The organism is Amycolatopsis sp. NPDC059021 (genome assembly GCF_042739895.1).
Taxonomy (GTDB): Bacteria; Actinomycetota; Actinomycetes; order Mycobacteriales; family Pseudonocardiaceae; genus Amycolatopsis.
In genome coordinates this window covers 1-25,381 of the sequence record NZ_JBHYIQ010000128.1, presented here as the reverse complement: position 1 = coordinate 25,381, position 25,381 = coordinate 1, and the positions used below count along the sequence as shown (strand labels likewise).

Genomic DNA, 25,381 nt, shown 5'->3' with positions numbered 1-25,381 from the left:
ACAGCGCGTGGGATCGCGGGGGTGTTCGGCCGTCCCGCCCCCTCGCCGGGCGTTGGGCGCGGTTTTGGGGGCCATCACGGAACTGAGCGCTGTGAAGGAGTCCTTCACGGCAGGTCAGGGCAGGGGGCGGCGGTAGCGGACCGTGGGCAGAGAGGCGCCGTGGAGTTCCTCGGTTTTCGTGGCGCCGTCGGGTTTCCAGCCCGCGCGTTCGTAGAAGGTACGGGCGCGGGTGTTCGTGTCCAGGACCCAGAGCACGGCCTCGGCGTGCCCCGCCGAGGCCAGGCGTGTCACGGACTCGTCGAGCAGGAGACGTCCGAAGCCCCGGCCCCACTGCTGCGGATCGACGTAGAGCGCGTACAGCTGGCCACCGGAGTCCTCGAGAGCAGAGCCGAAAGCGGCGAACCCGCCCAGCCAGCCCGCCGATTCGAGAACGACCACGGTTCCGCGCGGCTCGGCGGCGCCGAGGACTTCCTCCCACTGCCGCGCCCTGTCCAGGATGGACAGTCCACTGAGGACGTCATCGGACACCTCCCCGGCGTAGGCCACCCGCCACGAGGCGACGTGCACCGATCCGATCGCGGTCGCGTCGGCGACGGTGGCTTCGCGGATTACCGGATCCGGCACGACATCAGCTCTTTTCCAGGTATTCGACCCGGTCCTGGTCCACCACGTCGGCGATCAGACGCGCGAGGCCGGGGAAGTTCTTCAGTTCGGGATCCTGTTCGACGAACGCCTGCGAGCACGTCCGCGCGTCGGCGATCACCTCTTCGTCCCGCAGCAGCGAAAGCAGCTTGAGCGTGGACCGCTTCCCGGACTGGGCCGCGCCGAGGATGTCGCCCTCCCGCCGCAGCTCCAGATCGAGCCGCGACAGCTCGAAACCGTCCGTTGTGGACTCGACGGCGGCCAGCCGCTCCCGCGTCGACGTACCGTCCAGCGTCTCGGTCACCAGCAGGCACAACCCCGGCACGCTCCCCCGGCCGACGCGGCCCCGCAGCTGGTGCAGCTGGCTGACCCCGAACCGGTCGGCGTCCATGATCACCATCGCGGTCGCGTTCGGCACGTTCACGCCGACCTCGATCACCGTCGTGGCCACCAGCACGTCCAGCTCGGCCGCGGCGAACGCCCGCATCACGGCGTCCTTCTCGTCGGCGGGCATCCGGCCGTGCAGCACGCCGATCCGCAATCCCTTGAGCGGTCCGTGTTCCAGCTCCGGCGCCACGTCGAGCACGGCGAGCGGCGGCCGGTCCGTCTTGTCCGACGGCGGTTCGTCCCCGATCCGCGGGCACACGACGTACGCCTGATGTCCCTTGCCGACCTCCTCGCGGACCCGCTGCCACGCCCGGTCCAGCCACGCGGGTTTCTCCGCGACCGGCACCACGGAAGTCTTGATCGGCGAACGCCCCACCGGCATCTGCCGCAGCGCGGAAGTCTCCAGGTCGCCGTACACCGTCATCGCGACCGTGCGCGGAATCGGCGTCGCCGTCATGACCAGCACGTGCGGGCTCGTCCCCTCGGCACCCCGCGAACGCAGCGCGTCCCGCTGCTCGACGCCGAAACGGTGCTGCTCGTCGACCACGACCAGGCCCAGATCGGCGAACGCCACGGTGTCCTGGATCAGCGCGTGCGTGCCGACGACGATGCCCGCCTCGCCGCTGACCGTCTCCAGCAACGCCTTCTTGCGTTCCTTCGCCCCCATCGACCCGGTCAGCAACGTGACCCGCGTGGCGTTCTCCGCCCCGCCCAGCTCCCCCGCCTGCGCGAGATCGCCCAGCATGTCCCGCAGCGAACGCGCGTGCTGCGCGGCCAGCACCTCCGTCGGCGCGAGCATCGCGGCCTGCCGCCCCGAGTCCACCACCTGCAGCATCGCGCGCAGCGCCACCACGGTCTTCCCGCTGCCGACCTCGCCCTGCAGCAGCCGGTTCATCGGATGCTCTGTCGCCAGATCCGCGGCGATCTCGTCGCCGATCTCCCGCTGCCCGTCGGTCAGTTCGAACGGCAGCCGCTTGTCGAAGGCGTCCAGGATTCCGCCGTCGGTGTGCGGGGACGCCTTCGCCGGACGCGACACCGCGGAATGCCTGCGCTGCGCGAAAATCAGCTGTACCGCCATGGCCTCGTCCCATTTGAGCCGCTGCCGCGCGCTCTCCAGCGCCGCCCAGCTTTCGGGCCGGTGGATCCCGCGCAGCGCGGGCTCCAGCTCGCTCAGGCCGTACCGCTTCAGCAGTTCGGCGGGCATCGGGTCCTCGTCGACCTCGAGGACGTCGAGCACCTGCCGCACGCACTTCTCGATCGACCACGACGGCATCCCGGCCGCCGCCGGGTACACCGGGATGATCGCGCCGGCGAAGTTGTCGACGGCCTCGGCCTCGTTTTCCGGCTCCAGCAACTGGTACTCGGGATTAGCCAGCTGCAGCGTGTCGCGGAAAGCGGTGACCTTGCCCGAGAACAGGCCCGTCTTCCCGGGCGCCAGCTCCTTCTCCCGCCACGCCTGATTGAAGAACGCGCAGGCGAGACGGCGTTTCCCGTCGGTGATCACCATGTCGAGGATCGTGCCGCGCCGCGATTTCATGGTGCGCTTGCTGATCTTCTCGATCCGCGCCAGCACGGTCGCGTACTCACCGAGTTCGAGCCCGGCGATGTCGGTCATCTCGCCGCGCTCCGCGTAGCGGCGCGGATAATGCCGCAGCAGATCGCTGACTGTCTCGATGTCCAACGCCGTCGACAGCGCCTTCGCCGTCTTGGCGCCCAGCAACAGCGGAAGCTTGTCGCGCAGCCCTGCCATGGTCTACTCAACCCCCATCAGCAGCACGGCGCCCGCCTGGCCACTGGCATAACTCGTCAACTCCACCTCGGGATGCTCCACCCGTAGCTGCTCGGCCAGCTCCGCGGCGACGCCCGGCGGCACGTCCGCCCCGGTCAGCACGGTCACCAGCTCACCACCGACCGCCAGCATGCGGCCCAGCACCTTCATCGCGGCCGCGACGAGATCGCCGTCCGAAGGCACCACGCCACCCGCGGGCTCGATGAGCACCACCTCGTCGTCGACCAGGCCGATCAGATCGCCGGACTGGGCCCGGCCCACCCAGGTTAGCGACTCCTCCAGCGCGATCCGCAGCTCGCCACGCCTGGTCGCCGCCGCCGCTTCGGCCATCGCGACCACGTCGTCGTTCGTGCGCCGCGCCGGATCGTGCACCGCCAGCGCGGCCAGCACCTGCACCGGCGAGGCACACGGGATCACCACGACGTCGCGATCCGCGGCCATCGCGTGCCCGGCCGCCGCGTCCGCCGCCGTGGTCAGCTCGGCACCGCCCGGAAGCACCGTGACGTGACGCCCGGCGGCCTCGTTGAGCAGGCCGATCATCTCCTCGACACTCGGCGTGGTGCCGCTCGGCACCGCCAGCACCGCGACGCCTTCCGCGCGCAGCACCTCGGCGAGCGCGCCACCGTGGACGACCACCACCACCGTGCGGTCGAGCCCGCCACCCGGTTCGATCGGGGTCGGCGTGACGAGCGGCTCGACCCGGATGCGGCGCGGCCTGCCCAGCTCGATCCCGGCCTCGATCGCGGCGCCGATGTCCGCGCAGTGCACGTGGACGGCGTGGCTGCCCGAGCCGTCCCCCGCCACCGTGACGCTGTCCCCGAGGCCGCTCAGCTCCTTGCGCAACGCGGGCAGCCGCGCCTCGTCGACGCCGTCGAGCAGGTACATGACCTCCCACGCGTAAGCGACCTCACCCGGGGCGTGGGACGTGATCGCCTCCAGAGCGTGTTCGTGCTCGGTCGCGGTACCGGTGACCACGCCGGCGAGCGCGTCGAGTACCGCGACCAGCCCCCGCCCGCCCGCGTCGACGACCCCGGCCCTGGCCAGCGCGGGAAGCTGCTTCGGCGTCTCTTCCAGCGCGGCCGCCGCGGCCCCGGCGGCCGCCGTCGCGACCTCGGCGAGATCACCCGTGCAGCCGCGCACGACGGTCGCGACCGCGTGCAGGACGGTGATCATGGTCCCGGCCACCGGACGGCTCACCGCCCCGGTCGCCACCTCGTCGGCGTGCACCAGCGCCGCGGCCAGCCCCGGCCCGTCCAGCTCCCCGCCGTCGGCCGCCCAGTCCGCCAGACCCCGCACGACCTGGGAAATGATGACCCCGGAGTTCCCGCGCGCGGCCGCGACCGCGCCCTGCGCGAGCACGGCAAGCGCCTCGGCCGCGGTGGCAGGCCCGGCGTCGGCCAGCGCGCGATGGGCGCCGGTCATCGTGTGCAGGAGATTGGACCCCGTGTCGGAGTCCGCCACCGGGTAGACGTTGATGCCGTTGATCGCCGGCCGCAGCCCGTCGAGACTGTGCACACAGGCCGCCGACCAGGCCGACACCGCCGCCACGTCCAGCACCCGCACCCGTAACCTCCTCGCTGGTCCCCGCGAGGGTAGCGACCCGGTGCGACGGCCCCGGAAACCACTAGTTACTATGGTCGAGTTGCCCAGGGGTTATCTGGGCCGTTCTACGTCCCAGATTCAAAGGAGTTCGACGTGGCTGCCGTGTGCGACGTCTGTGGCAAGGGGCCGGGCTTCGGCAAGTCGGTCTCGCACTCCCATCGGCGTACCAACCGCCGCTGGAACCCGAACATCCAGACCGTTCACGCGAAGATCGGTCTGTCCCAGCGCAAGCGCCTCAACGTGTGCACCTCGTGCATCAAGGCGGGCAAGGTCGTGCGCGGGTAGGGTCGCCGAAAGGCTTGAATGGCGAGTGCTCGCGTAGAGCGCTCGCCATTTTTTTCGGCTCCCGTGTCTTTTGGGGGTCGAACCCCCCAAACCCCCGCCAGGGGGCAAGCCCCCTGGACCCCCAGCCGTGGTCACGTTCTGCTGTTAACTCACCACTGCCTGCCCGTGCCCTGAAGGGCACCTTCAGGGCATGTGGCGTACTGAAGGGCGCCTTCGGCGCGCTGGGTGAGTTGAAGCGCTTTCGCAGCATCGGGGCCGTGTGGCTCTCGTAGTTCCGCGAGTTACACCGAGGGACGCCCTGGGTGCGTTGAGTGCGACGGGGGCGTCCCTCGGTGCATCCAACGCACCGGGGGCGTCCCTCGGCTTTCAGGCCCCCCAGCGGCGGCGCGGCGGCGTCTCGAACGCGCCGGTCGGGGCGTTGAGCGTCTCGAGGGGAGCGTTCAGGACGTGGCATCAGGCTGCGGCCCGCACGCCCACCGCTCGATGGGCCGTGAAGGCCTCCTTCACAGCGTTGAGCGCCGTGAAGGAGGCCTTACCGGCGCTGAGTGCTGGCATGGAGGCCTTCACGGCGTGTCGGCGGCGCAGTTCAGCCGTAGAAGTCGGTGAGGAGGGGGAGCAGGGTCTTCGGGTGCTGGAGCACGCCGTGGTCCTGGCCCTCCAGTGTGTGGTACACCCCGCCCGGCACGGCCTCGGCGGCGGCGCGAGCGGCCGCGGGCATCCACGCCGGGCTCGCACCCCCGCCGATGACGAGCGTGGGCACCTTGATCTCCGCGAGAGAAGCGGGCAGGTGGTTGCCGGGGCCGCAGATCGTCAGGTCGTACGGCAGCGTGTGCGCCAGCGCGGTGAACCAGCCCCACACCGGAGCGGTCCGCATCCCGGCGACGACCTCGGCAGGCGTGTCGGTGCCCTCGACCAGGAACAACGTCACGGCCTCGTCGCAATCCCCCGCGTCCAGCGCCGCACGCACGCGATCCACGAGGTCGTCGGCGGGCCGTGGGCGGCTGCCGTCGACGATGTACGGCGGTTCGTACGCCGCGACACGGTCGATGGGCAGGCCTCGCGAAGCCGCTTCCAGCGCCAGGACCGCACCCGAGGAATGCCCGAACACGTGCGCCGAACCACCGACGTGCTCGATCAGCGCGGCGAGATCCTCGACCTCCCGGTCCACGCTGTACGTCTCGGCGTCACCGCTGTCGCCCCGGCCACGCCGGTCGTAGGCGATCGTCGTGTAGCCGTCCAGAGCTTCGGCCAGCCCGGCGACGGTCGTCCGGTCGTTGACGGCGCCGCCGATCAGGATCAGCGGCGCCCCGGCGCCACGGCGGTCGTACTCGATCTTGGTGCCGTCAGCGGAAACGACGGTCGAAACCTCGGTCATGCGGTCCTCCAGGAAACAGGGAAGCGGCTCGAACGCCGCCGTTCACCCAGAGGTCGGAACCGACGCCCGCTCCTTGACACAAGGTTACGGAAGTTTCCATTCGACCGGCGCCGCGCCCTGCTCGGCCAGCAGCTGGTTGGCGCGGCTGAACGGCCGCGAACCGAAGAAACCGTTGTGCGCCGAAAGCGGGCTCGGATGCGCCGACTCGATGCACGGGACGTTGCCCAGCATCGGCTTCAGGTTCCGCGCGTTGCGGCCCCACAGGATCGCGACCATCGGCTCCGAGCGCGCGGCGAGCGCTTTGATCGCCTGCTCGGTGACCTGCTCCCAGCCCTTGCCCTGATGCGAGTTCGACTTGCCGGGCTGCACCGTCAGCGCCCTGTTGAGCAGCAGGATGCCCTGGTCAGCCCACGGCGTCAGATCGCCGTTGGACGGCGGCGGATAGCCGAGGTCCTCGCAGTACTCCTTGTAGATGTTGATCAGGCTCTTCGGGATCGGGCGCACGTCCGGCGCCACCGAGAAGCTGAGCCCGACCGCGTGCCCCGGCGTCGGATACGGGTCCTGGCCGACGATCAGCACCCGCACGTCGTGGAAGGGCTGCTTGAACGCGCGCAGGACGTGCTCCCCCGCCGGGAGATAGGTCCGCCCGGCGGCGATCTCCGCGCGGAGGAACTCCCCCATGGCGGCGACCTGGGGCGCCACCGGTTCGAGGGCCTCGGCCCAGCCTGCTTCGATGATCTCGTGCAGCGGTCGTCCGGTCACGGGGCGCGAGCTTAGCGCCTTCAGGAGAGGCGCCGAAGCTCGCCCCGGAACCGGATCGCGCGCTCGACGTAGGAGTTGACCACCTGCGCGATCTGCTCCGGCCCGAAGGAGGAGTTCGGCCGCGTCTTCGCGGGCACACCCAGCGCGATTTCCCCTTGTCCCACATGGGATTCGTACGACAACACGGCACCGGCGCCGACCATGCCGCCGTCTTCGATCACCGAACCGTTGAGCACCACCGACCCGGACGCGATCAGGCAACCCGTCCCGATCGTCGCGCCCTCGATGTGCACGGAATGCCCCACCGCCGACGACGGCCCGAGAATCGTCGGATGCCGCCGCGTGCAGTGCACGACGCAGCCGTCCTGGATGTTGGAGCGCTCCCCGATCTCGATGTACCCGTGGTCGCCGCGCAGCACGGTCTGCGGCCACACCGAGGCGTTCGCGGCGATCCGGACGTCGCCGATGACCGTGGCGTCGGGGTGGACGTAGGCATCGGGGTGGATGGTCGGTTCGAGCTCCCCGAGCGCGTAGATCGGCATGCGTTCCTCCGGATACAGCGGTTTCACCAACGATGCGATTGGATCACGGGCATCGCCGCGAAGACGAGAAACCAGCGCCGGGGCACGCGGATCGCGCTCGTGCTCCTGGTGCTGGCCGCGTTCTTCTGGCCCGTCGGCGCCATGCCCGCGCTCGCGAACGGACTGGCCGCCACGCCGCCGATGGGCTGGAACAGCTGGAACCAGGTCGGCTGCTACGGACTGACCGAGCAGGTCGTCCGCGACGCCGCCGACGCACTGGTGAAGACCGGAATGCGCGACGCCGGATACCGCTACGTCGTCGTCGACGACTGCTGGCAGGCCCCGACGCGAGCTTCCGACGGCTCGCTGCGCGGCGATCCCGTGCGGTTCCCCGGCGGGATCGCCGCGCTCGCCGGCTACGTCCACGCACGGGGCCTGCAGTTCGGCATCTACGCCGTGCCGGGCAGCCGGACCTGCGCGATGGCCAGCAACGCTTACCCCGCCACCGGAATCGGCTCGCTCGGCCACGAACGTCAGGACGCGGAACTGTTCGCGCGCTGGGGTGTCGATTACCTCAAGTACGACTGGTGCAATGCGGACACTGTGGACGGTCTCGACCGGAAAGCCGCCTTCACCGGGATGCGTGACGAACTCGCCCGGCTCGGCCGCCCGATCCTCTACGCGATCTCCGAATACGGCGCGTCCCGCCCGTGGACCTGGGCACGCTCGGTGGCGAACCTCTGGCGCACGACGAACGACCTCTCGCCGGACTGGGCGTCGGTGCTCTCGGTGCTCGGACAGCAGGCGGACGTCGCCGGGTACACCGGCGTCCCGGGCGGCTGGAACGACCCGGACATGCTCCAGGTCGGCAACGGCTCGCTCACCCCGGACGAGAACCGGGCGCACTTCAGCCTGTGGGCACTGCTGAACGCGCCGTTGTTCGCCGGAGCCGCCCCGGACAAGCTGACCGCGGCGAACCTGGCGACGCTGCGCAATCCCGAAGTGATCGCGCTCGACCAGGATTTCGCGCACAGCCAGGGACGCCGCTGGTCATCCTCCGGCGACGCCCAGGTGTGGGGGAAACCGACCTCCGACGGCGGATTCGCCGTGGCGTTGCTGAACACCGGCACGACGCCCGCGCCGATCTCGGCCACCGTGCCCGGCACCTGGCGGGTCCGCGATCTGTGGCAGCACACCGACACCGGCAGCGCCACCGACGTCGTCTCCGCCACCGTCGCCCCGCACTCGGTGGTCCTGCTCCGGCTCAGCCGTCCGTGAAGGACTCCTTCACAGCGCTGAAGGTAGTGATGGAGTCCTTCACGGACCGACGAGGTCCTTGGCGTAGCAGACGCTCTCGGGCTCACAGCGGTAGACGCCGAACTTCGGGATCTCGTAGTAGCCCGAGGATTCGTACAGCGCCAACGCTTCGGGCTGTTTGACGCCGGTTTCGAGCACGGCCCGTTTCCGCCCGGCGGCGACCGCGGTGCGTTCCAGCTCGGCCAGCATCGCCCGCGCGAACCCGCGACCTCGCGCCGCCTCGACGACGTACATACGCTTCAGCTCGAAATCGCCCGGCCGGAAATACGGGGCGGGGCCGTCATGAGCCCGCCAGCCACCAGTCGCGACCGGGACGTCGTCGAGATAACCGACGAGGAACAACCCCTGCGGCGGAGCGAACTCCGCCGGGTCCATCGGCGTCGCGTCCTCACTGCCGTAGCGTTCGACGTAGACCAGCTGGACCTCGTCCATCAGCTTGACGGCGTCGGGATGGTCGTACGGGACCACACGAATGTCCATGTCAGAAGGCTAAAGACGGGCGCAACCGGCTTTCCGCCCGGCTCAGCGCCAGTGTTCCCAGCCCGACCCGTGTTCGTACGGCTTGCCGTCCACGGTGACGCCGGACTCCGCGATGGTCACCGCGCCGATCGCCCGCCAGCCCTCCGGCGGATCGCCGAACGGCGGGAAGGTCGCCGCCAGCGCGTGGTCCTCGCCGCCGGTGAGCACCCAGCGCAGCGGATCCGCGCCGAGCGCCGTGCCCACCTCGACCAGCCGCGACGCGACCTCCAGATCGGCGGTGCGGATGTCGATGCCGACCCCGGACGCCTCGGCGATGTGGCCCAGATCGGCGAGCAGGCCGTCGGAGACGTCGATCATCGACGTCGCGCCCGCGTCGGCGGCCAGCGGCCCGGCCTCGTACGGCGGCTCGGGGCAGCGCTGCGCGTTGACCACGCCGACCGGCGACCGGAACCCGCGGCCCAGCACGGCGAGCCCGGCGGCCGCCCAGCCGAGTTTGCCGCACACCGCGACGACGTCGCCGGGCCGCGCGCCCGACCGCGTCACCGGTTCGCGGCCGCCGAGGTCACCCAACGCGGTGACGCTGATCACGAGCTGGTCGGCGCGGACCATGTCCCCGCCGGAAACGCCGACGCCGGCACGTTCGGCCTCGGCCCACATCCCCTTCGCCAGCTCGGTGATCACCTCGGTGGGGGTGTCGGGCGGGCAGGCGATGCCGACGAGCAGCGAGCTGGGCCGTGCGCCCATCGCCGCGATGTCGGCCAGGTTCACCGCCGCGGCCTTGCGGCCGACCTGCTCCGGGCTGGACCAGTCCAGCCGGAAGTGCACGCCGTGCACCAGCACGTCCGTACTGGCCACGACGCGGCCGTCGGGTGCGGCGACGACCGCGGCGTCGTCGCCGGGGCCGAGCAGCGTGGCCGCAGGCTGCCGCCGTCCCGCGATCACCGCGTCGATCAGCGCGAACTCGCCGGTCCCCGCCACCGTGCCGTCGTCCGGTGACACCGGTCACCTCCCGTTTCTTCTCACACAACACATGTCGATCACCGACAGTCGGATGCCCTATGTTTTTCCCGGAGCCGGGGATACGTTGCTGACAACGTTCCTACCTTGAGCCGAGCGATACCGACGAAAGGGCGCGCCGTGGTCCACGCATACATCCTCATCCAGACCGAGGTCGGCAAGGCGGCCGCGGTCGCCGCGGAGATCTCCGACATCCCCGGCGTCACCAGCTCGGAGGATGTCACCGGACCCTACGACGTGATCGTGCGCGCGGCGGCCGACAACGTCGACCAGCTCGGCCAGCTCGTCGTCGCCAAGGTGCAGAACGTGGAAGGCATCACCCGTACGCTGACCTGCCCGGTGGTCCATCTCTGACGGGTGGTGTAGTGGTCCGGTGGACTCCAACACCGGCGCACCACCGAAAGCGGTGCTGTACATCGCGACCGCGCTCGCTGTCGCGCTGGCGGCGGCGGTCGCGGTCTTCGCGCTGACGAAGGGCACCGCGACCGACTCCTCCGCCGGGCAAGGGCCGCTCGCCCTGGTCTCGGTACCCGCCCCGCAGGCGGGCAGCCCGGACTGCGCGACGCTGATGGGCGCGGTCCCGGCCGAACTCGTTTCGGCGGGCAAGAAGCTCACCCCGCGCACGCTGGCCGACCCCGCCCCGCCGTCGACGATCGCCTGGGGCGACACCGACCCGATCGTGCTCCGCTGCGGGCTCGAGCGGCCGCCGGAGCTCACGCCGACCGCGACGCTGCGGCAGATCAACGGCGTCCAGTGGCTCCAGGTCCCCGGTGAGGGCTCGGCGACCTGGTACGTCGTCGACCGTGGTGTCTACTCCGCGCTGACCGTGCCGGACTCCGCGGGCACCGGGCCGCTGCAGGACATTTCCGGCACGATCGCGGCGAAACTGCCGGCCCGGCCGCTGAAGTTCTAGCGCAGGCCGGTGCCGCGCGCGATCGCGGTCTCGATCAGGGTGGCCAGCAGCGTCGGGTAGTCGACGCCGGTGACCTCCCACATCTTCGGGTAGGCCGACTTCGTGGTGAACCCGGGCATCGTGTTGACCTCGTTGATGGTCGGCTCGCCGTCCTCGCCGACGAAGAAGTCGACCCTGGCCAGCCCCTGGCAGTCCAGCGCGCGGAACGCCTCGACGGCCATGGCGCGCAGGCGCTCGGTGACCGCGTCGTCCAGCTTCGCCGGGATGTCCAGCTCCGCGTCGTCGCCGAGGTACTTGGTTTCGAAGTCGTACCAGGCGCTTTCGTCGTCGGACAGCACGCGGATCTCCGCCGGCAGCGACGCCTCGACCCGGCCGTCGGGGAATTCCAGCACGCCGCACTCGACCTCGCGGCCCGCGACGGCGGCCTCCACCAGCACCTTGGGATCGGTCTGCCGGGCCAGCGCGATCGCGGCGTCCACTTCGGACCAGTCGGCGACCCGGCTGATGCCCACGCTCGACCCCGCGCGCGACGGCTTGACGAACACCGGCAGCCCGAGCCGTTCCCGGTCCGCCTCGTCCACTGTGGACTGTCCACGGCGGAGCGCCGCGTAGGTGCCGACCGGCAGCCCTTCGGCGGCGAGCAGCTTCTTCGCGTATTCCTTGTCCATCGCGGCCGCGCTGGCGAACACGCCGGGGCCGACGTAGGGGATCCCGGCGAGTTCGAGCAGCCCCTGGATGGTGCCGTCCTCGCCGAACGCGCCGTGCAGGACGGGGAAGACGACGTCGACCGCGGCCAGCGCCTCGGTGGCCTCGCCGGTGTCGAGCATGACCAGCTCGCGCTGGGTCGGGTCGCCCGCGAGCACGAGCGCCTTGCCCTGCTCGACCGAGGGCAGCTCGCGGCCGCGGATCGCCAGCTGCTCGGGCTCGCCGCTGCCGAGCACCCAGCCACCCTCCGGGGTGATCCCGATCGGGACCGCCTCGAACCGCGCGGGGTCCAGGTTGGCGAGGACGCTGCCCGCGGAAAGACACGAAATCGTGTGTTCCGTGCTCCGGCCACCGAACACGACCGCCACCCGAATCTTTTCACCGCTCATAGCCGGTCACCGTACATGCGTGCTCCCTGCTCCTCGGATCAGCGGGCTTGTTGGGGTGACGCACCGGCACGGCTTCCCGTTGCGCGGGGAACGGCACTGCCGCCCGATACGTCATACAGTGATCAAGCCGTTACGCATGGGAGGGGTTCGATGGGCGACGGGTACGCGGTGGTGGTCGAAGCGATCGAAACAGCGGCGCGAGCAGCGAGACGGACCGCCGACGGCGTGCGGCCGGTGGACCTGGCGGGCGCGCTCGCGGGTGTCGGCCGCGGCCTGCCGGGCGGGGCGTCGGCGGAGGCCGCGCGGCTGCTGGCCGACCGGTGGGGCCGGGAGTTGCCCGCCTGGGTGAAGAACGTGGAGGCGTACGGCGAGCAACTGGCGGACGCGGCCAGCCGTTACCGCGCCGACGACGCCGCCGCGGCACGGGACCTGCGGGCCGTGCCGGTGCCCGGCGGAAGGCGGCCGGTCTGATGGTCACCTGGGGCGATGTCCGGCGCTGGAAACCCGGCGCCATCGGCGAAGTCGCGGACACGCTGGGGCGGCGCTGCACCACGCTGGTCGGCGTCAACGAGGATCTTCACGCGGTCGTGAAACTGGACGGCTGGACCAGTGACGCCGCCGTCGCGGCCAGGACCCGCGGGGGCTCGCTGGTTTCCGGGCTCGAGCAGCGGGTCACCGAGGCGTCCGCGGTGCGGCGCGCGGCACACGAGGTGCAGATCGCGCTGGACCGGATCACCGCGTACGTCCGGGAAACCGACGAGCTGGCCGCGCGCAACGGCCTGACCATCGGCACCGACGGCGTCATCGTCCAGGTGCCGCACACCGGTCCCCCATCGCCACCGGACGTCGCGGCGGCGCGGGCTCACGTGCAGGCGGAGCTGGCGGACCGCATCGACCAGATCCTGCGCCACGCCGCCGACGTCGACGCGGACTTCGCCGCGGTGCTGCTGCGCGCGATGCGCGGCGAGATCACCGACCAGGGCGTCGGCACCCTGGCCCAGGCCGCCGAGGTCGGCGCCGGACAAGGCGGCCTGTCCGTCATCGGGCCGCCGGAGCACGCCAGGCCGGGTGAGGTGAAAGCCTGGTGGGAGAGCCTTTCCGACACCGCGAAGGGCACGATCCTGCGCGACAACCCGGACCTGATCCGCAATCTCGACGGCATCCCCGTCGTGGACAGAGACGCCGCGAACCGCGCGGTCCTGCAACGCGAGATCGACCGCTTTCGAAGCGACCTCTCCCCGGAGGGACAAGGCAAGTTGCGCGGTCTTCTGGAGATCGACAAGCGCCTTCACCAAGCCTCCGGCGGGCAGCAGCAAGCGTTCCTCATGGGCCTGGACACCAGCGGGGACGGCAAGGCGATCGTGGCGTCGGGCAATCCGGACACCGCGGCGAACGTCGCCACCTACGTCCCCGGCACCGGTTCCGACCTGGCGAACATCGGGACCGATCTGGGCCGCTCGGACAGAATGCTGCACGCCGCCGAGGTCTCGGGGTCACCGTCCACCGCGGTGGTCACCTGGCTCGGCTACGACGCGCCGAACGGCTTGGGGGACGCGATCGGCAGCGGCTACGCGGAGAACGCGACCACCTCCTTGCAGGGGTTCGAGGAAGGAATGCGGGCAACACATCAGGGGCCTCCGGCACACAGCACGGTGCTCGGCCACAGCTACGGAACCACGGTGGTCGGCCTCGCCGCCCACAACGGCGGGTTGAATGCCGACGAGCTGGTGTTCGTCGCCAGTCCCGGCGTCGGAGTGGATCACGCGAGCGATCTGCACCTCACCGGAGTCGACCAGGCGGATATCGGCCAGCATGTCCATTCGACGGTGGCCCAGCACGACATCATCAACACGGCGAACTTCGAGCTGTCCGACGGCGCGGGCCCCGGCGAGGACCGGATTCTCGGCCCCGATCCGACGGCGAAAGCCTTCGGCGGCCAGACCTTCACGTCGGCTCCCGGAACCGCCGGGCCCGCGTATCTGGGCGGCTACAGCGAACAAGCCCACAGCGAATACTGGGAAGACCGCAATCCCTCGCTGAACAACATCGGACAAGTCATCGCAGGGAAACCGACCTCGTGAAGCGTCTGACCGGGGCAACCGCCGCAGCCATCGTCGCGGCGCTGCTCGCAGCATGTTCCTCCGGAGGTGGAGCAGATATGAAGCCCACGATGACCGAGAAACAAGCTCAGGACCGGATCGAGCAATACATCACCGCGGCGTCCTCCGCGCTCCCCGCGACGGCGCAGCGGAAGGTGAACTGGCAGAACCGCTCCGAATGCGCGGATCCCACCGACAAAGGGCCTCGCGGGCGGTTCGAACTGTCCACCGACTACGAGATAGTCGGCCTCGACCGCACCAGTTTTCCTGAGGTTTTCAACGCCGTTGTCGAGTGGTGGAGAGCACACGGTTTCACGGTTCTCACGGATAACAGGCCCAAAGACCAGTACGTGTTCGCACGCAACAACACCGACGCGTTCGATATGTCGATCAAAGCCAACGACCTGGGCAAGCTATACATCGGTGCCACGTCCACTTGCGTGTGGCCCAACGGGACCCCAGCGCCGCAGGCTGAGGGCGGCTCTAAGGGAACCGAGGAAACCGTCGCCGCACCACCAGCGACACCGGATGTCACACCCGCCAAAGCAAAGCGCCCCCGACGTCCGGCGCTCGACGAGTACACCGAGGATTTCGATCAGACGGATTGGACCGACGAGCAGCACTACTGACCCGCATCAAAGGGCACGTCTCGAATGGGCCGGGATGTGCCGAGGGACGCCTTGGGTGCGTTGGGTGCACCGAGGGACGCCCTCGTCGCATCGAACGCACCCAGGGACGCCTTCGGCGCAGTGACCGCATGGCCCAACTCCGACGCCGCCTGGCGCTGTGAAGGCCTCCTTCACAGCGGTCAGCGCCGGTAAGGAGGCCTTCACGGCACGCCGTGGCTCCCCCGCGGCCGTAGCAAAGCGCGTCAGCGCAGCAACGAGACCAGCGTCGGCAGCGCGGTGATCAGGGCTTCCCGGGTACAGCCCGCATAGCCGATCGCGGCGCCGTACGCCGTTGGGGTGCCCGCGAAATGACGCGACAGGCCATCGAAGCGGATACCGCGGCGTTCGGCGTCCGCCAGCCGCGAGGATTCCTCAGCAGCAGAAGCAAAAGGCACGACGAGGTGGGCGCCCGCGTCGTCGCCCTGCACCGGGATGTCCGCGCTGCTCAGCGCGTTCGCCAGCAGTGACCGGCGATCGGCCAGTTCGCGACGCAGTTTCCGCAGGTGACGGCCCAGATCGCCGTGGCGCGCCAGTTCGACGACGACGCGTTGTCCCGCGGGCGAGGGGCGCGTGCCGGTGAGTTCGCGGTAGTCCAGCACGGCTTCGGCCACCTCCGCGGGGGCGACCATCCAGCCCGCGCCCAGGGTCGGCGTCAGGATTTTGCTCGTGGTTCCCAGATGGGCCACGACATCCGGGGCAAGCGCGGCCAGCAGCGGGAGCGGCGCGACGTCGAAGCGCAGTTCGCCGTCGTAGTCGTCCTCGATGACGAGCATTCCGCCCGCCCGCGCGCGTTCGACCAGCTCGACGCGCCGCGCGGCGCTCATCCGGCTGCCCATCGGGTACTGGTGCGCCGGCGAGCAGAACACCGCGCGCGCCCCGATCGGCACGGCGTCCGGCCGCAGGCCCTCGCTGTCCACCGGTACCCCCACCACCGAAAGCCCCGCCAGCCGGAACGCCTGCACCGCACGCTGGTAGCCCGGCTCTTCGACGGCCACGAGATCGCCGCGTTTCAGCACCGCGACGGCGAGTTCGACGACGGCGGCCGTCGTCCCGCCGGTGGCGAGCACCGCACCGGCCGCGAGTCCTCGATGCCGCAGCAGGTGCTCGGTGACCGCGGTCCGGTATTCGGGCAGCCCGGCCCGGTGCGCGCGGATCAGCGGCGCCGGATCGGCGGCCGCGCGCCATGCCCGGCGCCACGCGGCGCGGTCCAGCCCGTCGGCCCACGGCGTTCCCGGGCTGAGGTCCAGCAGCGACGACGACTCGGCCTCGGGTGCCGGGACGGGCGCACCGGACGGCCGGTCGGCGACGGTGTGGCTCGGCGGCGTGGTGACGTAGGTGCCCGATCCGTGCTTGCCCGCGATCCAGCCCTCGGCGTGTAATTGCTCGTAGGCCGCCGACGTGACGGTGCGGCTGACGCCGAGCCGTTCGGCGAGCGCGCGGGTCGACGGCAGCCGGTCGCCGCCGCGCAGATGCCCGCTCGCGGCCGCCTGGCGCAGCGCGTCGGCCAGTTGCACGGCGAGCGGTGTCGGCGCGTCACGGTCCAGGCTGACCGGCAGCGCGGTGTCGGCATGGGACACGATGACCTCCCGAAGTGGACCTCTCAATCATAACGAGAAGTGGACATTTCACAGGGCCACTCGGGACGAGAGACTGGTCTCATGACCAGCTCGACCCCGCTCTCGTCCACTCCCCGCACCACGCTCGGCCGCAAGAAGAACCGCGGCGCCACCGATCGGGAAACGCTGTACTCGGTGCTCGACGACGGGCTGATCTGCCACCTCGGCGTCGTCCGTGACGGTACGCCGCTGGTCCTGCCGACGGGCTACGGACGCGACGGCGACACGCTCTATCTGCACGGCTCCACCGGCGCGAGCAGCCTGCGCACCGCCGCGGGCGTCGAGGTGTGCGTGACGGTGACCCTGGTGGACGGGATCGTCTACTCGCGGTCGGTCAACGACCACTCGATGAACTACCGCAGCGCCGTGATCTTCGGGACCGCGACGCCGGTGCTGGAGCCCGACGCGAAGATGCACGGCCTCAAGGTGCTGACCGATCACCTCGCCCCCGGTTCGTGGGAGCACGCGCGCGACGTCAACGCCAAGGAGTTCGCGGCGGTGTCCGTGCTCGCGCTCGACCTCACCGAGGCTTCGGTGAAGGTGCGCGCCGAAGGCCCGGCGGACGCCGACGAGGACATCGTGGCGGGCAAGGCGTGGGCGGGCGTGCTGCCGGTCCGCACCGTCTTCGGCGAGCCGGAGCCGTCGGCCGATCTGGCCGCCGATTTCCCGGTCCCCGAGCACGTCACGGCCCGGGCCGTGGCAACCGCACCGTGAACGCCGTGCGGCCCGGCTCGCTGGTGACGCCGACAGTGCCACCGTGCGCGGCGACCAGCGACTGGACCACCGAGAGCCCGAGACCCGTCCCCCCGGCTTGCCGCGTGCGGGAAGTGTCGACGCGGTAGAAGCGATCGAAGATCTTTTCCCGATCTTCGGGCGCGATACCCGGACCGGCGTCGATGACCTGGATGACGACCTCGTCACCGTCCACCGCTACAGCCAGCGTGACCGGTGTCCCACTGGGGGTGTGCACCGCGGTGTTGGCCAGGAGGTTGTCGAGGACCTGCCGCAACCGCACGGGATCCGCGTCGAGCGTGACACCGGACTGTCCGAAGTCGACGGTCAGCGGATGGTCGGGCCGTCCGGCGCGGAACGCGTCCGCCGCGGCGTTCACCAGGTCCGCCAGCTCGACGCGTTCCGGGCGCACGGGCGCTTCGGCGTCGCGCGCGTCGAGCCGGGCGAGCAGCAACAGATCGTCGACGAGCACGCTCATCCTGGCCGTCTCCTCACGGATCTTCGCCAGATGCGCCTCGCGCTCGGCCGGCTCATTCGCCGCCGCGTAACGGAAAAGCTCCGAGTAGCCGCGAATGGACGTCAGCGGGGTGCGGAGTTCGTGTGAGGCGTCGGCGACGAACCGGCGCAGCCGTTCGTTGGCCTCGGTGCGCGCGGCGAGCGAGGAATCGATGTGCGCGAGCATCTTGTTGAACGCCGTCCGCAGCTCCTGCACCTCGGCGCCGCCGCCGTCCCCGGTGGCGCGCACCGGGATGTCGGCGTTCGCGGTGAGGTCGTGCGAGGCGATGTCGTGCGCCGTGCCCGCCATCGTGGACAGGGGCCGGAGCCCGCGGTGCAGCACGAGCCGTCCGAGGGCCACGAGCACCGCGAGCGCGAGCAGGAATGCCACGACCTCGACCATCACCAGCTGCCGGACCGTCCGGTCGAGATCGTCCTGCGGTGCCGCGCTCACCAGCACGACGCCGGGATCGACCTGGCAGGTCCGCACCCGGTAATCGCCCTGGCCGCGCAGGGAAACCGTCCGCAGCAGCTCGCCGTCGCCGGTCTCCTCGACGACGCGTGTCAACGGCTTGCTGTCCGCGGGCAACCTGCTCCCCTGGCGCGGGGTGGCGACCCCGTCGCGGACGTCGTACACCGCCGAGTACCACGAATACGCGGACTCCGGGGCATTGTGGACGTCGCGCAGCTGCGGAACCTGGCTCACCTGGCTCTTGGTGAGCTGCTCGTCCAGCCGCCTGCCCAGATAGCCGTGCATGATCCCGACCGTCACCGTGCCCACCACCGCGAACACCACCAGCGCCAGCGCGCCGAGGCCGAGCGCGAGCCGCGTGCCCAGCCGCGAACGGCGCCACGCGGCGTACCACCGTCGCATCCAGTTCACTGTTCTTTGCGGGACACCCGCACCCGGTCGGCATCCTGAGCAGGCTTCGCGAGGGTATGCCCAGGCTGCCTCCAACCGCCCTCACGCACCACATACCCGACACCGCGCACGGTGTGGATCAGCGGTTCGGCGTCGGCGTCGATCTTGCGGCGCAGGTGCGAGATGACGAGTTCGACCACATTGGACCGTCCGCCGAAGTCGTACTCCCAGACGTGGTCCAGGATCTGGGCCTTCGTCAGGACCGTCGGCGAGCGGCGCATGAGATACCGCAACAGTTCGTACTCGGTCGGTGTCAGATCGGCGAGCCGGTCACCGCGCCGGACTTCCCGCGTGTCCTCGTCGAGAGTGAGATCGCCGACCCGCAGCACGGCGGTGCGCGGCGCCTGCACGGCACCGGTGCTGCGGCGCAGCACCGCGCGCAGCCGCGCCATCAGCTCCTCCACCGAGAACGGCTTGACGAGGTAGTCGTCGCCACCGCGGGTGAGCCCCGCGATCCGGTCGGCGGTGGCGTCCTTCGCGGTGAGGAACACCACCGGGACCGCGTCGCCGTTCTCGCGCAGCCGGTCCAGCACGGTGAAGCCGTCGAGGTCGGGCAGCATCAGGTCGAGCACGACGATGTCCGGGCCGAACGCGGCGGCCCTGGCGAGCGCGTCCTGCCCGGACCCGGCGGTCACGGCCTGCCAGCCTTCGTAGCGGGCCACCGTCGCGACCAGGTCGGCGATGTGCGGCTCGTCGTCGACGACGAGCAAGCGCACCGGGCTCTCTTCTGTCACCTCTCCATCCTCCGTGACGGGCGGCTCGCGAGCGACACAAGGCCCCGGCCGACAGGAAGCCGACAGGTTTTCCCCAGATCGTCCACAGCTTCGGCGGCGAGGCTGGCCTGCGTGAACCGAGGAGAAGGAGCATCCGTGTGAGCACCATGACGGCCGTACCAGTCCGGACGCCGATCCGCCCGCGGATCGCCGCGAAGGCCGGGCTGCTCGCGTTCCTCGGCGTCAACGTCGTCGCCGTCACCGCCCTGTTCGTCGCGGGCGGCGCGTCCGACAGCGTGTTGATCGGCATCGGCAGGCTGGCCGGGCTGTACGGCGCGCTGGCGATGGCCTGCCAGCTGCTGCTCGTCGCCCGGCTGCCCTGGCTGGACCGCAGGCTCGGGATGGACCGGCTGACCTCGCTGCACCGCTGGACCGGGTTCGGCGTGCTGTGGCTGCTGATCGCGCATCTGGTGTTCATCGTGTTCGGCTACGCGGCGCTCGAACAGCACGGCCCCGCCGATCAGCTCGTCGAGCTCGCGAACACGATGGAGGGCGTGCTGCGCGCGATCGTCGCGGTCGTCCTGATCCTCGTCGTCGGCGCGGCCTCCGCGCGGTTCGCCCGGCGGCGGATGTCGTACGAGACCTGGCATTTCGTCCACCTCTACACCTACGCGGCCGTGTTACTGGCCTTCGCCCACCAGGTCGCGATCGGACAGTCGTTCACCGGCTCGCCGCTCGCGAAGGCGTACTGGTGGACGCTCTGGCTCGGCGCCGGAACGGCGGTGCTCGCCGGGCGTGTCCTGCTTCCTCTGTGGCGGAACCTGCGGCACCGGCTGCGGGTCACCGCGGTCGTTCCCGAGTCGCCGGACGTCGTTTCGGTGTACCTGACGGGGAAGCACCTCGACCGGCTTCCGGCGCGGGCCGGGCAGTTCTTCCTGTGGCGGTTCATGACGCGTGATCGCTGGTGGCAGGCCAACCCGTTCTCGCTTTCGGCCGCGCCCGACGGGCGGACGCTGCGGCTGACGGCGAAGGCGGTCGGCGAATCCAGCGCCGCGCTGCGCTCGCTGCGGGTCGGTACGCGGGTGTTCGCCGAAGGCCCCTACGGCGCGTTCACCACGATCCACCGGCGGCGGCCGAACGCGCTGCTCGTCGCGGGCGGCGTCGGGATCACCCCGATCCGCGCGCTGCTGGAGGACGTCGCCGGGCATGTCGTGGTGCTGTACCGGGTGCGCACGCCCCAGGACGCGGTGCTGCTGCCTGAGCTGCGCGCCCTCGCCAAGGCCCGCGGCGCGGTGATCCACGTCCTCAGTGGACCGTCCACTGCGGAGGGTCCACAGGGGCCGCTGCTGAGCGCGGAGAGCTTGCGCGCGCTGGTCCCCGACGTGCTGGAGCGGGACGTGTTCGTGTGCGGGCCACCGGGGATGACCTCGGCGGTGCTGCGCGGCCTTCGCCGGCTGCGCGTTCCCGCCACCCAGGTGCACGCCGAACGTTTCAGCCTGGCCGCGTGAGGAAGAGCCGTGAAGAAGACCATTTTCGTGGTGGCGCTGTCGATCGCCGGGTTCATCGCGGTCTGGCGGTTCGAGCCGTCGCCGATGGGCACGACCACCGCGGTGCCGCAGAGCGCACCGTCCACATCGGCCTCGGCGAACGGCTCGTCCGCTTCGGGATCGGCCACCGTCCAGGGCTCCGCCGAGAGCAGCGAATACGGCACCGTGCAGGTGCGGGTCACGTTCTCCGGCAAGCGGATCACCGACGTCCAGCTCGCGCAGGAGCCCGGCAGCCGTCGCGGTCAGCGCGCGATCCCCGTGCTGCGTGAGGAAGCGTTGCAAGCACAGAGCGCGGACATCGACACGGTGTCCGGGGCGACCATGACCAGCGAGTCGTACATCAAGTCGCTGCAGGCGGCGCTGGACGCCAGGGGATGACGATGGCCAGCTGCGTCGAACAGGTGATGGGCCTGCCCGTCTCGCTCGATCTGCGGGACCCCGGTGACTTCTCCGCCGCGATCGAGAAGACCTACGCCTGGCTGCACGACGTCGACGACCGGTTCAGCCCGTTCAAACCCGGCAGCGAGGTCTGCCGCTATGACCGGGGTGAACTGTCCACAAGGGACCTGAGCGGCGACATGCTCGAAGTGCTCGAGCTGTGTGCCTACTACGAGCGGCTCTCCGGCGGCGCGTTCTCCGCGCGGCTGCCGAGGTGCCCGCTCGATCCGTGCGCGGTGGTGAAAGGCTGGGCGGTGCAGCGCGCCGCGGACATCCTGCGTGCGTTCGGGGCGGAAACGTTCTGCCTCAACGCCGGTGGCGACGTGGTCACGTCCGGCGAACCCGAGCCGGGGCGGCCGTGGCGGGTCGGCATCCGCCATCCCGACGCGCCCGGCGACGTGTGCGCTGTCGTCGCATCGCGCGACGGCGCCGTCGCGACCTCGGCCGCCTACGAGCGGGGAGAGCACATCCTCGACGGCCGTAGCGGCCGCCCGGCCGCCGGCCTGCTCAGCGTCACCGTGGTGGCCGCGGACCTGGTGACCGCCGACGCGCTCGCGACAGCGGCGTTCGCGATGGGCGGCGAAGGTATCGCGTGGGCCGCCAACCGGCCGGGCTGTCACGTGTTCATCGTGGACGAGGGCCGCCGGGTGCACCGCTCCCCCAGGCTCGCGCTGGCCTGAGCATCCGCCCACCGGATAAAGGAATCGCGCGTGGCCGGACGAATCGGGCACACTCGCGACGTCCGTCCGTTTCCGGCTTGGGGAGTTCCATGACGTCCTTTGTGCAGAACGTGGCCTTCGACTGCGCCGACGCGTACGCGCTCGCCCAGTTCTGGAGCAAGGTCACCGGGCGGCCGGTCTCCGACGAGGACCGGCCCGGCGACCCCGAAGCGCTGGTGTCCCTGTCCTCGGGGGTCGACCTCGTGTTCTGCCAAGTGCCCGAAGGGAAGTCGGTCAAGAACCGCGTGCACGTGTGCCTGCGCCCGGACGAGGGGCCGCGCGACGCCGAGGTCGAGCGGCTGCTGGGCATCGGCGCGACACTGGTGTCGGACAAGCGAAATCCCGACGGCACCGGCTGGGCCGTGCTCGCCGATCCCGAGGGCAACGAGTTCTGCGTGTTGCGCAGCCTGGCCGAAGTCGCCGAAGGACCCGAGAACTGATGACGGACTACCTGACGGTCAACCGCGCGAACTGGGACGAACGCGCGCCGATGCACGCGAAGTCGGAGGACTACGGCGTCGAGCGGTTCGTCGCGGATCCCGCGCACCTCAGCGATGTCGTGCGGTTCGACCGCTCGCGGCTCGGTGATCTCTCCGGGGTCCGGGGCGTGCATCTGCAGTGTCACATCGGCACCGACACCCTTTCCCTGTCCCGGCTCGGCGCGCGGATGAGCGGTCTCGACTTCTCCGCCGCGTCGCTGGCCGAGGCACGCGAGCTCGCCACGCGGACCGGAACCGCGATCGAGTACCACGAGGCGCCCGTCTACGACGCGCTCGACGTGTTCGGCGCGGAGTCGTTCGACCTCGTGTACACCGGTGTCGGCGCGTTGTGCTGGCTGCCGGACATCGCGCGCTGGGGCCGGATCGTGGCCGGGTTGCTGCGTCCCGGCGGACGTCTGTTCCTCCGGGAAGCCCATCCGATGCTGATGACGCTGGACGAAACGGCCGACCCCGCGTGGCCCCGCTATCCGTACTTCGAGCACGCCGAACCGCTGGTCTTCGACGAGACGGAAACCTATGTGGAGACCGACGCGCGGCTGTCCAACGGCGTCACGCACTCGTGGAATCACGGACTGGCCGAGATCATCACCGCGTTGCTGGACAACGGGCTCACGCTGACGGCGTTCACCGAATACGACAGCGCTCCGTGGTGCGCGCTGCCCGGTCAGATGGTGCGCGGGAACGACAGTGAATGGCGAATGCGTGACGAGCCGCGGCGCCTCGCCGCGAGTTACACACTGGACGCCCGGAAAATCGCCTGAAAACGGACGCCGCCGAAAGATCCTTTCGCGTGGCGGCCGCTGTTCCTAAGGTGCTCGGTATGCCGAGTTCCGATCGTCCTGTTGTCGCCGTCGCCGCCTTGGGCGGCACCATTTCCATGGCGCGAGCCGCCGGGGAGGACGGCGTCGTCCCCCGGCTCAGCGCCACCGACCTGCTCGGCGAACTCGGCTCCGACCTGCCCATGGACGTCCGCGCGGAGACGCTCGCGGGGCTCTCCAGCGCGTCGATGGACTTCGCGACGCTGCTGCGTACGCGCCTGTGGGGCGCCCAGCAGGTTGAGGAGGGTGCGGCCGGGCTCGTCGTCGTCCAGGGCACCGACACGCTGGAGGAGACGGCGTACTTCTTCGAGGTGACCTGGCCGTACGACGCCCCCGTGGTGATCACCGGCGCGATGCGCAATCCGAGCCTGCCCAGCGCGGACGGCCCGGCGAACCTCCTGGCAGCGCTGACCGTCGCGGCCGATCCGCGCAGCCGTCACCGCGGCTCGCTGGTGGCGTTCAACGACGACGTCCACGAGGCACGCTGGGTACGGAAGACGCATTCGAGCCACGTGGAAGCGTTCTCCTCGGCCCCAGCGGGCCCGCTCGCGCTGGTCGCCGAGGGCGCCGTGCACTACTTCCACCCGTCCGCACCGCGAGTTCCCGCGCTGGACGTGGACAACGCCGGGTTCATCGGGGTCGTGCCACTCCTGGAGGCCGGGCTCGCGGACACCGGCGAACTGCTCGACACCGTGGTCAAGGCGGGCGCGAAGGGCGTCGTGATCGCGGCGAGCGGCGTCGGGCACGTTTCGACCGGGCTCGCGGACGTCATCGAGCGGGTGCTGCCCGACCTCCCGGTGGTGATCGCGTCGCGCACCGGCGCGGGCACGACTTTCCGTGCCACGTATGGATTTCGTGGTTCGGAGTCGAGCCTGATCGCGATGGGCGCGACGATGGCGGGCTGGCTGTGCCCGCGCAAGTCACGGGTCCTGCTGCACCTGCTGCTCGCCGTCGGCGCCGACCGCGCGGAGATCGAGCGGCAGTTCCGGCTGCGTGGCGATCTCTAGTCCTGGCTCAGTCCTGGATCGGCCCGTTGAGCAGGTCGTGGTGGTAGGGACGCATCTCGCGGCCGCCGTCGCGGTAGACGTGGATGCTGATCGCCGGGTCCACGCCCTCGTTGCGCACCTGGTGCACGTAGCCGGGGCCGAACACGCGGGACTGCCCCGCCGTCAACGCGTGCAGCTCGGTCACCGCGCGTCCGCCGGGGGCGCGCCGGGCGACGGTTTCGTGCAGCTTGCCGCTGACCACGGTGAACGCGCCGGTCGAGAACGCGTGGTCGTGCAGGTCGGTCTGCTGGCCGGGCAGCCAGCTCATCAGCCAGATCTCCTGCCGCTCGTCACGGTCGACGAGGGCGGAAAACCGCTGGTCGGGGTCGTAGCGCAGGAGGTGGCGCCAGCGATCACGGTCGGCGGCGTACGCCAGCGCGACGCGCACCGGATGGCGCAGGGCGGGGTTTTCGGGACGCAGCAGCGTGTTGTCCGGAACGGCGAACATGAAAAGTCCTCAGAGGAAGCGAAGGGTGTCTACGGGCCGGGGCTGGGTTCACCGACAACACGGACACAGCATGTTCGCGGCGGGCAGCATGGGGCGCGGGGTCGGCGACCCCTGCGACTCGGCCCTACGACGCACGAACATGCCGGGTATCTCAGCAGCAGCGGACGCCCCGGTCAACCCGTCTCGGATGCTGGACACAGTTTTTGGCAGTTTTCGAGAACCTCGTGAGGCCCGTGTGACTCGTGAGGCTTGTGGGCTGGGGTCTCGGCTTGGTGCGTGCGGTGCGGCTTGCGGCGGGGTGGGTGCCGAGGGACGCCTTCGGTGCGCTGGCCGCACCGAGGGACGCCTTCGGTGCATCGATGGGCGCACAGGGGGGCCGCGCCGGCCCCCCGCGCGCCCGCCCACAGCGCCGCGGGAGGCCCAAAGAGACACACGG

Annotated in this window: 27 protein-coding genes; 14 read left to right on the top strand and 13 right to left on the bottom strand. The window is 70.6% G+C overall.

The features are described from left to right. Window positions 1-114: 114 nt before the first annotated feature. From ACFWX1_RS43060 to ACFWX1_RS43050, 3 genes are read right to left on the bottom strand one after another with little or no spacing between them, the layout of a single operon-like run. Window positions 115-624 carry a GNAT family N-acetyltransferase gene (locus tag ACFWX1_RS43060; protein WP_378395673.1) on the bottom strand — a complete coding sequence of 170 codons (510 nt, stop codon included), beginning with the start codon at window positions 622-624 and terminating at the stop codon, window positions 115-117. Window positions 625-628: 4 nt separating this feature from the next. Further along, window positions 629-2,779, bottom strand: coding sequence for an ATP-dependent DNA helicase RecG (gene recG / locus ACFWX1_RS43055; RefSeq protein ID WP_378395672.1), 2,151 nt, complete (start codon window positions 2,777-2,779; stop codon window positions 629-631). A 3-nt stretch (window positions 2,780-2,782) separates the two neighbouring features. Further along, the gene (locus tag ACFWX1_RS43050) at window positions 2,783-4,381 is read right to left on the bottom strand and encodes a DAK2 domain-containing protein (RefSeq protein WP_378395671.1); all 1,599 of its coding nucleotides are present in this window, start codon (window positions 4,379-4,381) and stop codon (window positions 2,783-2,785) included. A gap of 132 nt (window positions 4,382-4,513) precedes the next feature. On the opposite strand from ACFWX1_RS43050, the gene rpmB reads away from it, so the two are divergent. Further along, window positions 4,514-4,705 carry a 50S ribosomal protein L28 gene (rpmB, locus tag ACFWX1_RS43045; RefSeq protein WP_324162777.1) on the top strand — a complete coding sequence of 64 codons (192 nt, stop codon included), beginning with the start codon at window positions 4,514-4,516 and terminating at the stop codon, window positions 4,703-4,705. Between the two features lie 586 nt (window positions 4,706-5,291). On the opposite strand, the gene ACFWX1_RS43040 is transcribed toward rpmB, so the two are convergent. From ACFWX1_RS43040 to ACFWX1_RS43030, 3 genes are all read right to left on the bottom strand, one after another. After that, window positions 5,292-6,080: an alpha/beta fold hydrolase gene (locus ACFWX1_RS43040; protein WP_378395670.1), complete on the bottom strand. Its 789-nt coding sequence runs from the start codon at window positions 6,078-6,080 to the stop codon at window positions 5,292-5,294. An 84-nt stretch (window positions 6,081-6,164) separates the two neighbouring features. Next, the gene (locus tag ACFWX1_RS43035) at window positions 6,165-6,842 is read right to left on the bottom strand and encodes a uracil-DNA glycosylase (RefSeq protein WP_378395669.1); all 678 of its coding nucleotides are present in this window, start codon (window positions 6,840-6,842) and stop codon (window positions 6,165-6,167) included. A gap of 20 nt (window positions 6,843-6,862) precedes the next feature. Then, a complete protein-coding gene (locus tag ACFWX1_RS43030) occupies window positions 6,863-7,384 on the bottom strand; it encodes a gamma carbonic anhydrase family protein (protein WP_378395676.1) in 522 nt (173 codons plus the stop codon). Window positions 7,385-7,483: 99 nt separating this feature from the next. Between ACFWX1_RS43030 and ACFWX1_RS43025 the strand changes: the two genes are divergently transcribed. Further along, window positions 7,484-8,641: a glycoside hydrolase family 27 protein gene (locus ACFWX1_RS43025; RefSeq protein WP_378395668.1), complete on the top strand. Its 1,158-nt coding sequence runs from the start codon at window positions 7,484-7,486 to the stop codon at window positions 8,639-8,641. A 39-nt stretch (window positions 8,642-8,680) separates the two neighbouring features. On the opposite strand, the gene ACFWX1_RS43020 is transcribed toward ACFWX1_RS43025, so the two are convergent. Beyond that, window positions 8,681-9,160 carry a GNAT family N-acetyltransferase gene (locus tag ACFWX1_RS43020; RefSeq protein ID WP_378395667.1) on the bottom strand — a complete coding sequence of 160 codons (480 nt, stop codon included), beginning with the start codon at window positions 9,158-9,160 and terminating at the stop codon, window positions 8,681-8,683. 42 nt (window positions 9,161-9,202) lie between these two features. Next, the gene (locus ACFWX1_RS43015; RefSeq protein ID WP_378395666.1) at window positions 9,203-10,159 is read right to left on the bottom strand and encodes a thiamine-phosphate kinase; all 957 of its coding nucleotides are present in this window, start codon (window positions 10,157-10,159) and stop codon (window positions 9,203-9,205) included. Between the two features lie 138 nt (window positions 10,160-10,297). Between ACFWX1_RS43015 and ACFWX1_RS43010 the strand changes: the two genes are divergently transcribed. Continuing rightward, entirely contained in the window at window positions 10,298-10,531 is a 234-nt protein-coding gene (locus ACFWX1_RS43010) for an Lrp/AsnC family transcriptional regulator (RefSeq protein ID WP_378395665.1), read from the top strand. A gap of 19 nt (window positions 10,532-10,550) precedes the next feature. After that, complete coding sequence (locus tag ACFWX1_RS43005) at window positions 10,551-11,090, top strand: DUF3515 domain-containing protein (RefSeq protein WP_378395664.1); 540 nt, start codon at window positions 10,551-10,553, stop codon at window positions 11,088-11,090. On the opposite strand, the gene ACFWX1_RS43000 is transcribed toward ACFWX1_RS43005, so the two are convergent. Beyond that, a complete protein-coding gene (locus tag ACFWX1_RS43000; RefSeq protein WP_378395663.1) occupies window positions 11,087-12,184 on the bottom strand; it encodes a D-alanine--D-alanine ligase family protein in 1,098 nt (365 codons plus the stop codon). The two genes, ACFWX1_RS43005 and ACFWX1_RS43000, sit on opposite strands and share 4 nt — an antisense overlap. A gap of 150 nt (window positions 12,185-12,334) precedes the next feature. Between ACFWX1_RS43000 and ACFWX1_RS42995 the strand changes: the two genes are divergently transcribed. Genes ACFWX1_RS42995 through ACFWX1_RS42985 form a run of 3 tightly spaced genes read left to right on the top strand, consistent with a single transcriptional unit; the run spans window position 12,335 to window position 14,912 of the window. Continuing rightward, a complete protein-coding gene (locus ACFWX1_RS42995; protein ID WP_378395662.1) occupies window positions 12,335-12,655 on the top strand; it encodes a hypothetical protein in 321 nt (106 codons plus the stop codon). Then, window positions 12,655-14,265 carry an alpha/beta hydrolase gene (locus ACFWX1_RS42990; RefSeq protein WP_378395661.1) on the top strand — a complete coding sequence of 537 codons (1,611 nt, stop codon included), beginning with the start codon at window positions 12,655-12,657 and terminating at the stop codon, window positions 14,263-14,265. The genes ACFWX1_RS42995 and ACFWX1_RS42990 overlap by 1 nt, the downstream gene beginning before the upstream one ends. Continuing rightward, the gene (locus ACFWX1_RS42985; RefSeq protein WP_378395659.1) at window positions 14,262-14,912 is read left to right on the top strand and encodes a hypothetical protein; all 651 of its coding nucleotides are present in this window, start codon (window positions 14,262-14,264) and stop codon (window positions 14,910-14,912) included. Before ACFWX1_RS42990 ends, ACFWX1_RS42985 begins: the two co-directional genes overlap by 4 nt. A 242-nt stretch (window positions 14,913-15,154) precedes the next feature. On the opposite strand, the gene ACFWX1_RS42980 is transcribed toward ACFWX1_RS42985, so the two are convergent. Further along, the gene (locus ACFWX1_RS42980; protein ID WP_378395658.1) at window positions 15,155-16,528 is read right to left on the bottom strand and encodes a PLP-dependent aminotransferase family protein; all 1,374 of its coding nucleotides are present in this window, start codon (window positions 16,526-16,528) and stop codon (window positions 15,155-15,157) included. Between the two features lie 81 nt (window positions 16,529-16,609). On the opposite strand from ACFWX1_RS42980, the gene ACFWX1_RS42975 reads away from it, so the two are divergent. Beyond that, the gene (locus ACFWX1_RS42975) at window positions 16,610-17,281 is read left to right on the top strand and encodes a pyridoxamine 5'-phosphate oxidase family protein (protein WP_378395657.1); all 672 of its coding nucleotides are present in this window, start codon (window positions 16,610-16,612) and stop codon (window positions 17,279-17,281) included. Here the strand turns inward: ACFWX1_RS42975 and ACFWX1_RS42970 are convergent. Continuing rightward, window positions 17,250-18,668, bottom strand: coding sequence for a sensor histidine kinase (locus ACFWX1_RS42970; protein WP_378395656.1), 1,419 nt, complete (start codon window positions 18,666-18,668; stop codon window positions 17,250-17,252). The two genes, ACFWX1_RS42975 and ACFWX1_RS42970, sit on opposite strands and share 32 nt — an antisense overlap. Before the next feature lie 5 nt (window positions 18,669-18,673). Beyond that, complete coding sequence (locus tag ACFWX1_RS42965) at window positions 18,674-19,450, bottom strand: response regulator transcription factor (RefSeq protein WP_378395655.1); 777 nt, start codon at window positions 19,448-19,450, stop codon at window positions 18,674-18,676. Between the two features lie 146 nt (window positions 19,451-19,596). On the opposite strand from ACFWX1_RS42965, the gene ACFWX1_RS42960 reads away from it, so the two are divergent. The 6 genes from ACFWX1_RS42960 (at window position 19,597) to ACFWX1_RS42935 (ending at window position 24,458) form a co-directional block, all read left to right on the top strand. Next, the gene (locus tag ACFWX1_RS42960) at window positions 19,597-20,937 is read left to right on the top strand and encodes a ferric reductase-like transmembrane domain-containing protein (RefSeq protein WP_378395675.1); all 1,341 of its coding nucleotides are present in this window, start codon (window positions 19,597-19,599) and stop codon (window positions 20,935-20,937) included. 9 nt (window positions 20,938-20,946) lie between these two features. Further along, complete coding sequence (locus ACFWX1_RS42955; protein WP_378395654.1) at window positions 20,947-21,354, top strand: FMN-binding protein; 408 nt, start codon at window positions 20,947-20,949, stop codon at window positions 21,352-21,354. Window positions 21,355-21,356: 2 nt separating this feature from the next. After that, window positions 21,357-22,094 carry an FAD:protein FMN transferase gene (locus ACFWX1_RS42950; protein ID WP_378395653.1) on the top strand — a complete coding sequence of 246 codons (738 nt, stop codon included), beginning with the start codon at window positions 21,357-21,359 and terminating at the stop codon, window positions 22,092-22,094. Window positions 22,095-22,183: 89 nt separating this feature from the next. Further along, on the top strand, window positions 22,184-22,573 hold the full coding sequence (locus tag ACFWX1_RS42945) for a VOC family protein (protein WP_378395652.1): 390 nt from the start codon (window positions 22,184-22,186) through the stop codon (window positions 22,571-22,573). Then, a complete protein-coding gene (locus tag ACFWX1_RS42940) occupies window positions 22,573-23,394 on the top strand; it encodes a class I SAM-dependent methyltransferase (RefSeq protein ID WP_378395651.1) in 822 nt (273 codons plus the stop codon). The genes ACFWX1_RS42945 and ACFWX1_RS42940 overlap by 1 nt, the downstream gene beginning before the upstream one ends. 59 nt (window positions 23,395-23,453) lie before the next feature. Continuing rightward, window positions 23,454-24,458: an asparaginase gene (locus ACFWX1_RS42935; RefSeq protein WP_378395650.1), complete on the top strand. Its 1,005-nt coding sequence runs from the start codon at window positions 23,454-23,456 to the stop codon at window positions 24,456-24,458. Between the two features lie 7 nt (window positions 24,459-24,465). On the opposite strand, the gene ACFWX1_RS42930 is transcribed toward ACFWX1_RS42935, so the two are convergent. After that, window positions 24,466-24,945, bottom strand: coding sequence for a cysteine dioxygenase (locus tag ACFWX1_RS42930; protein WP_378395649.1), 480 nt, complete (start codon window positions 24,943-24,945; stop codon window positions 24,466-24,468). Window positions 24,946-25,381 lie beyond the last annotated feature (436 nt).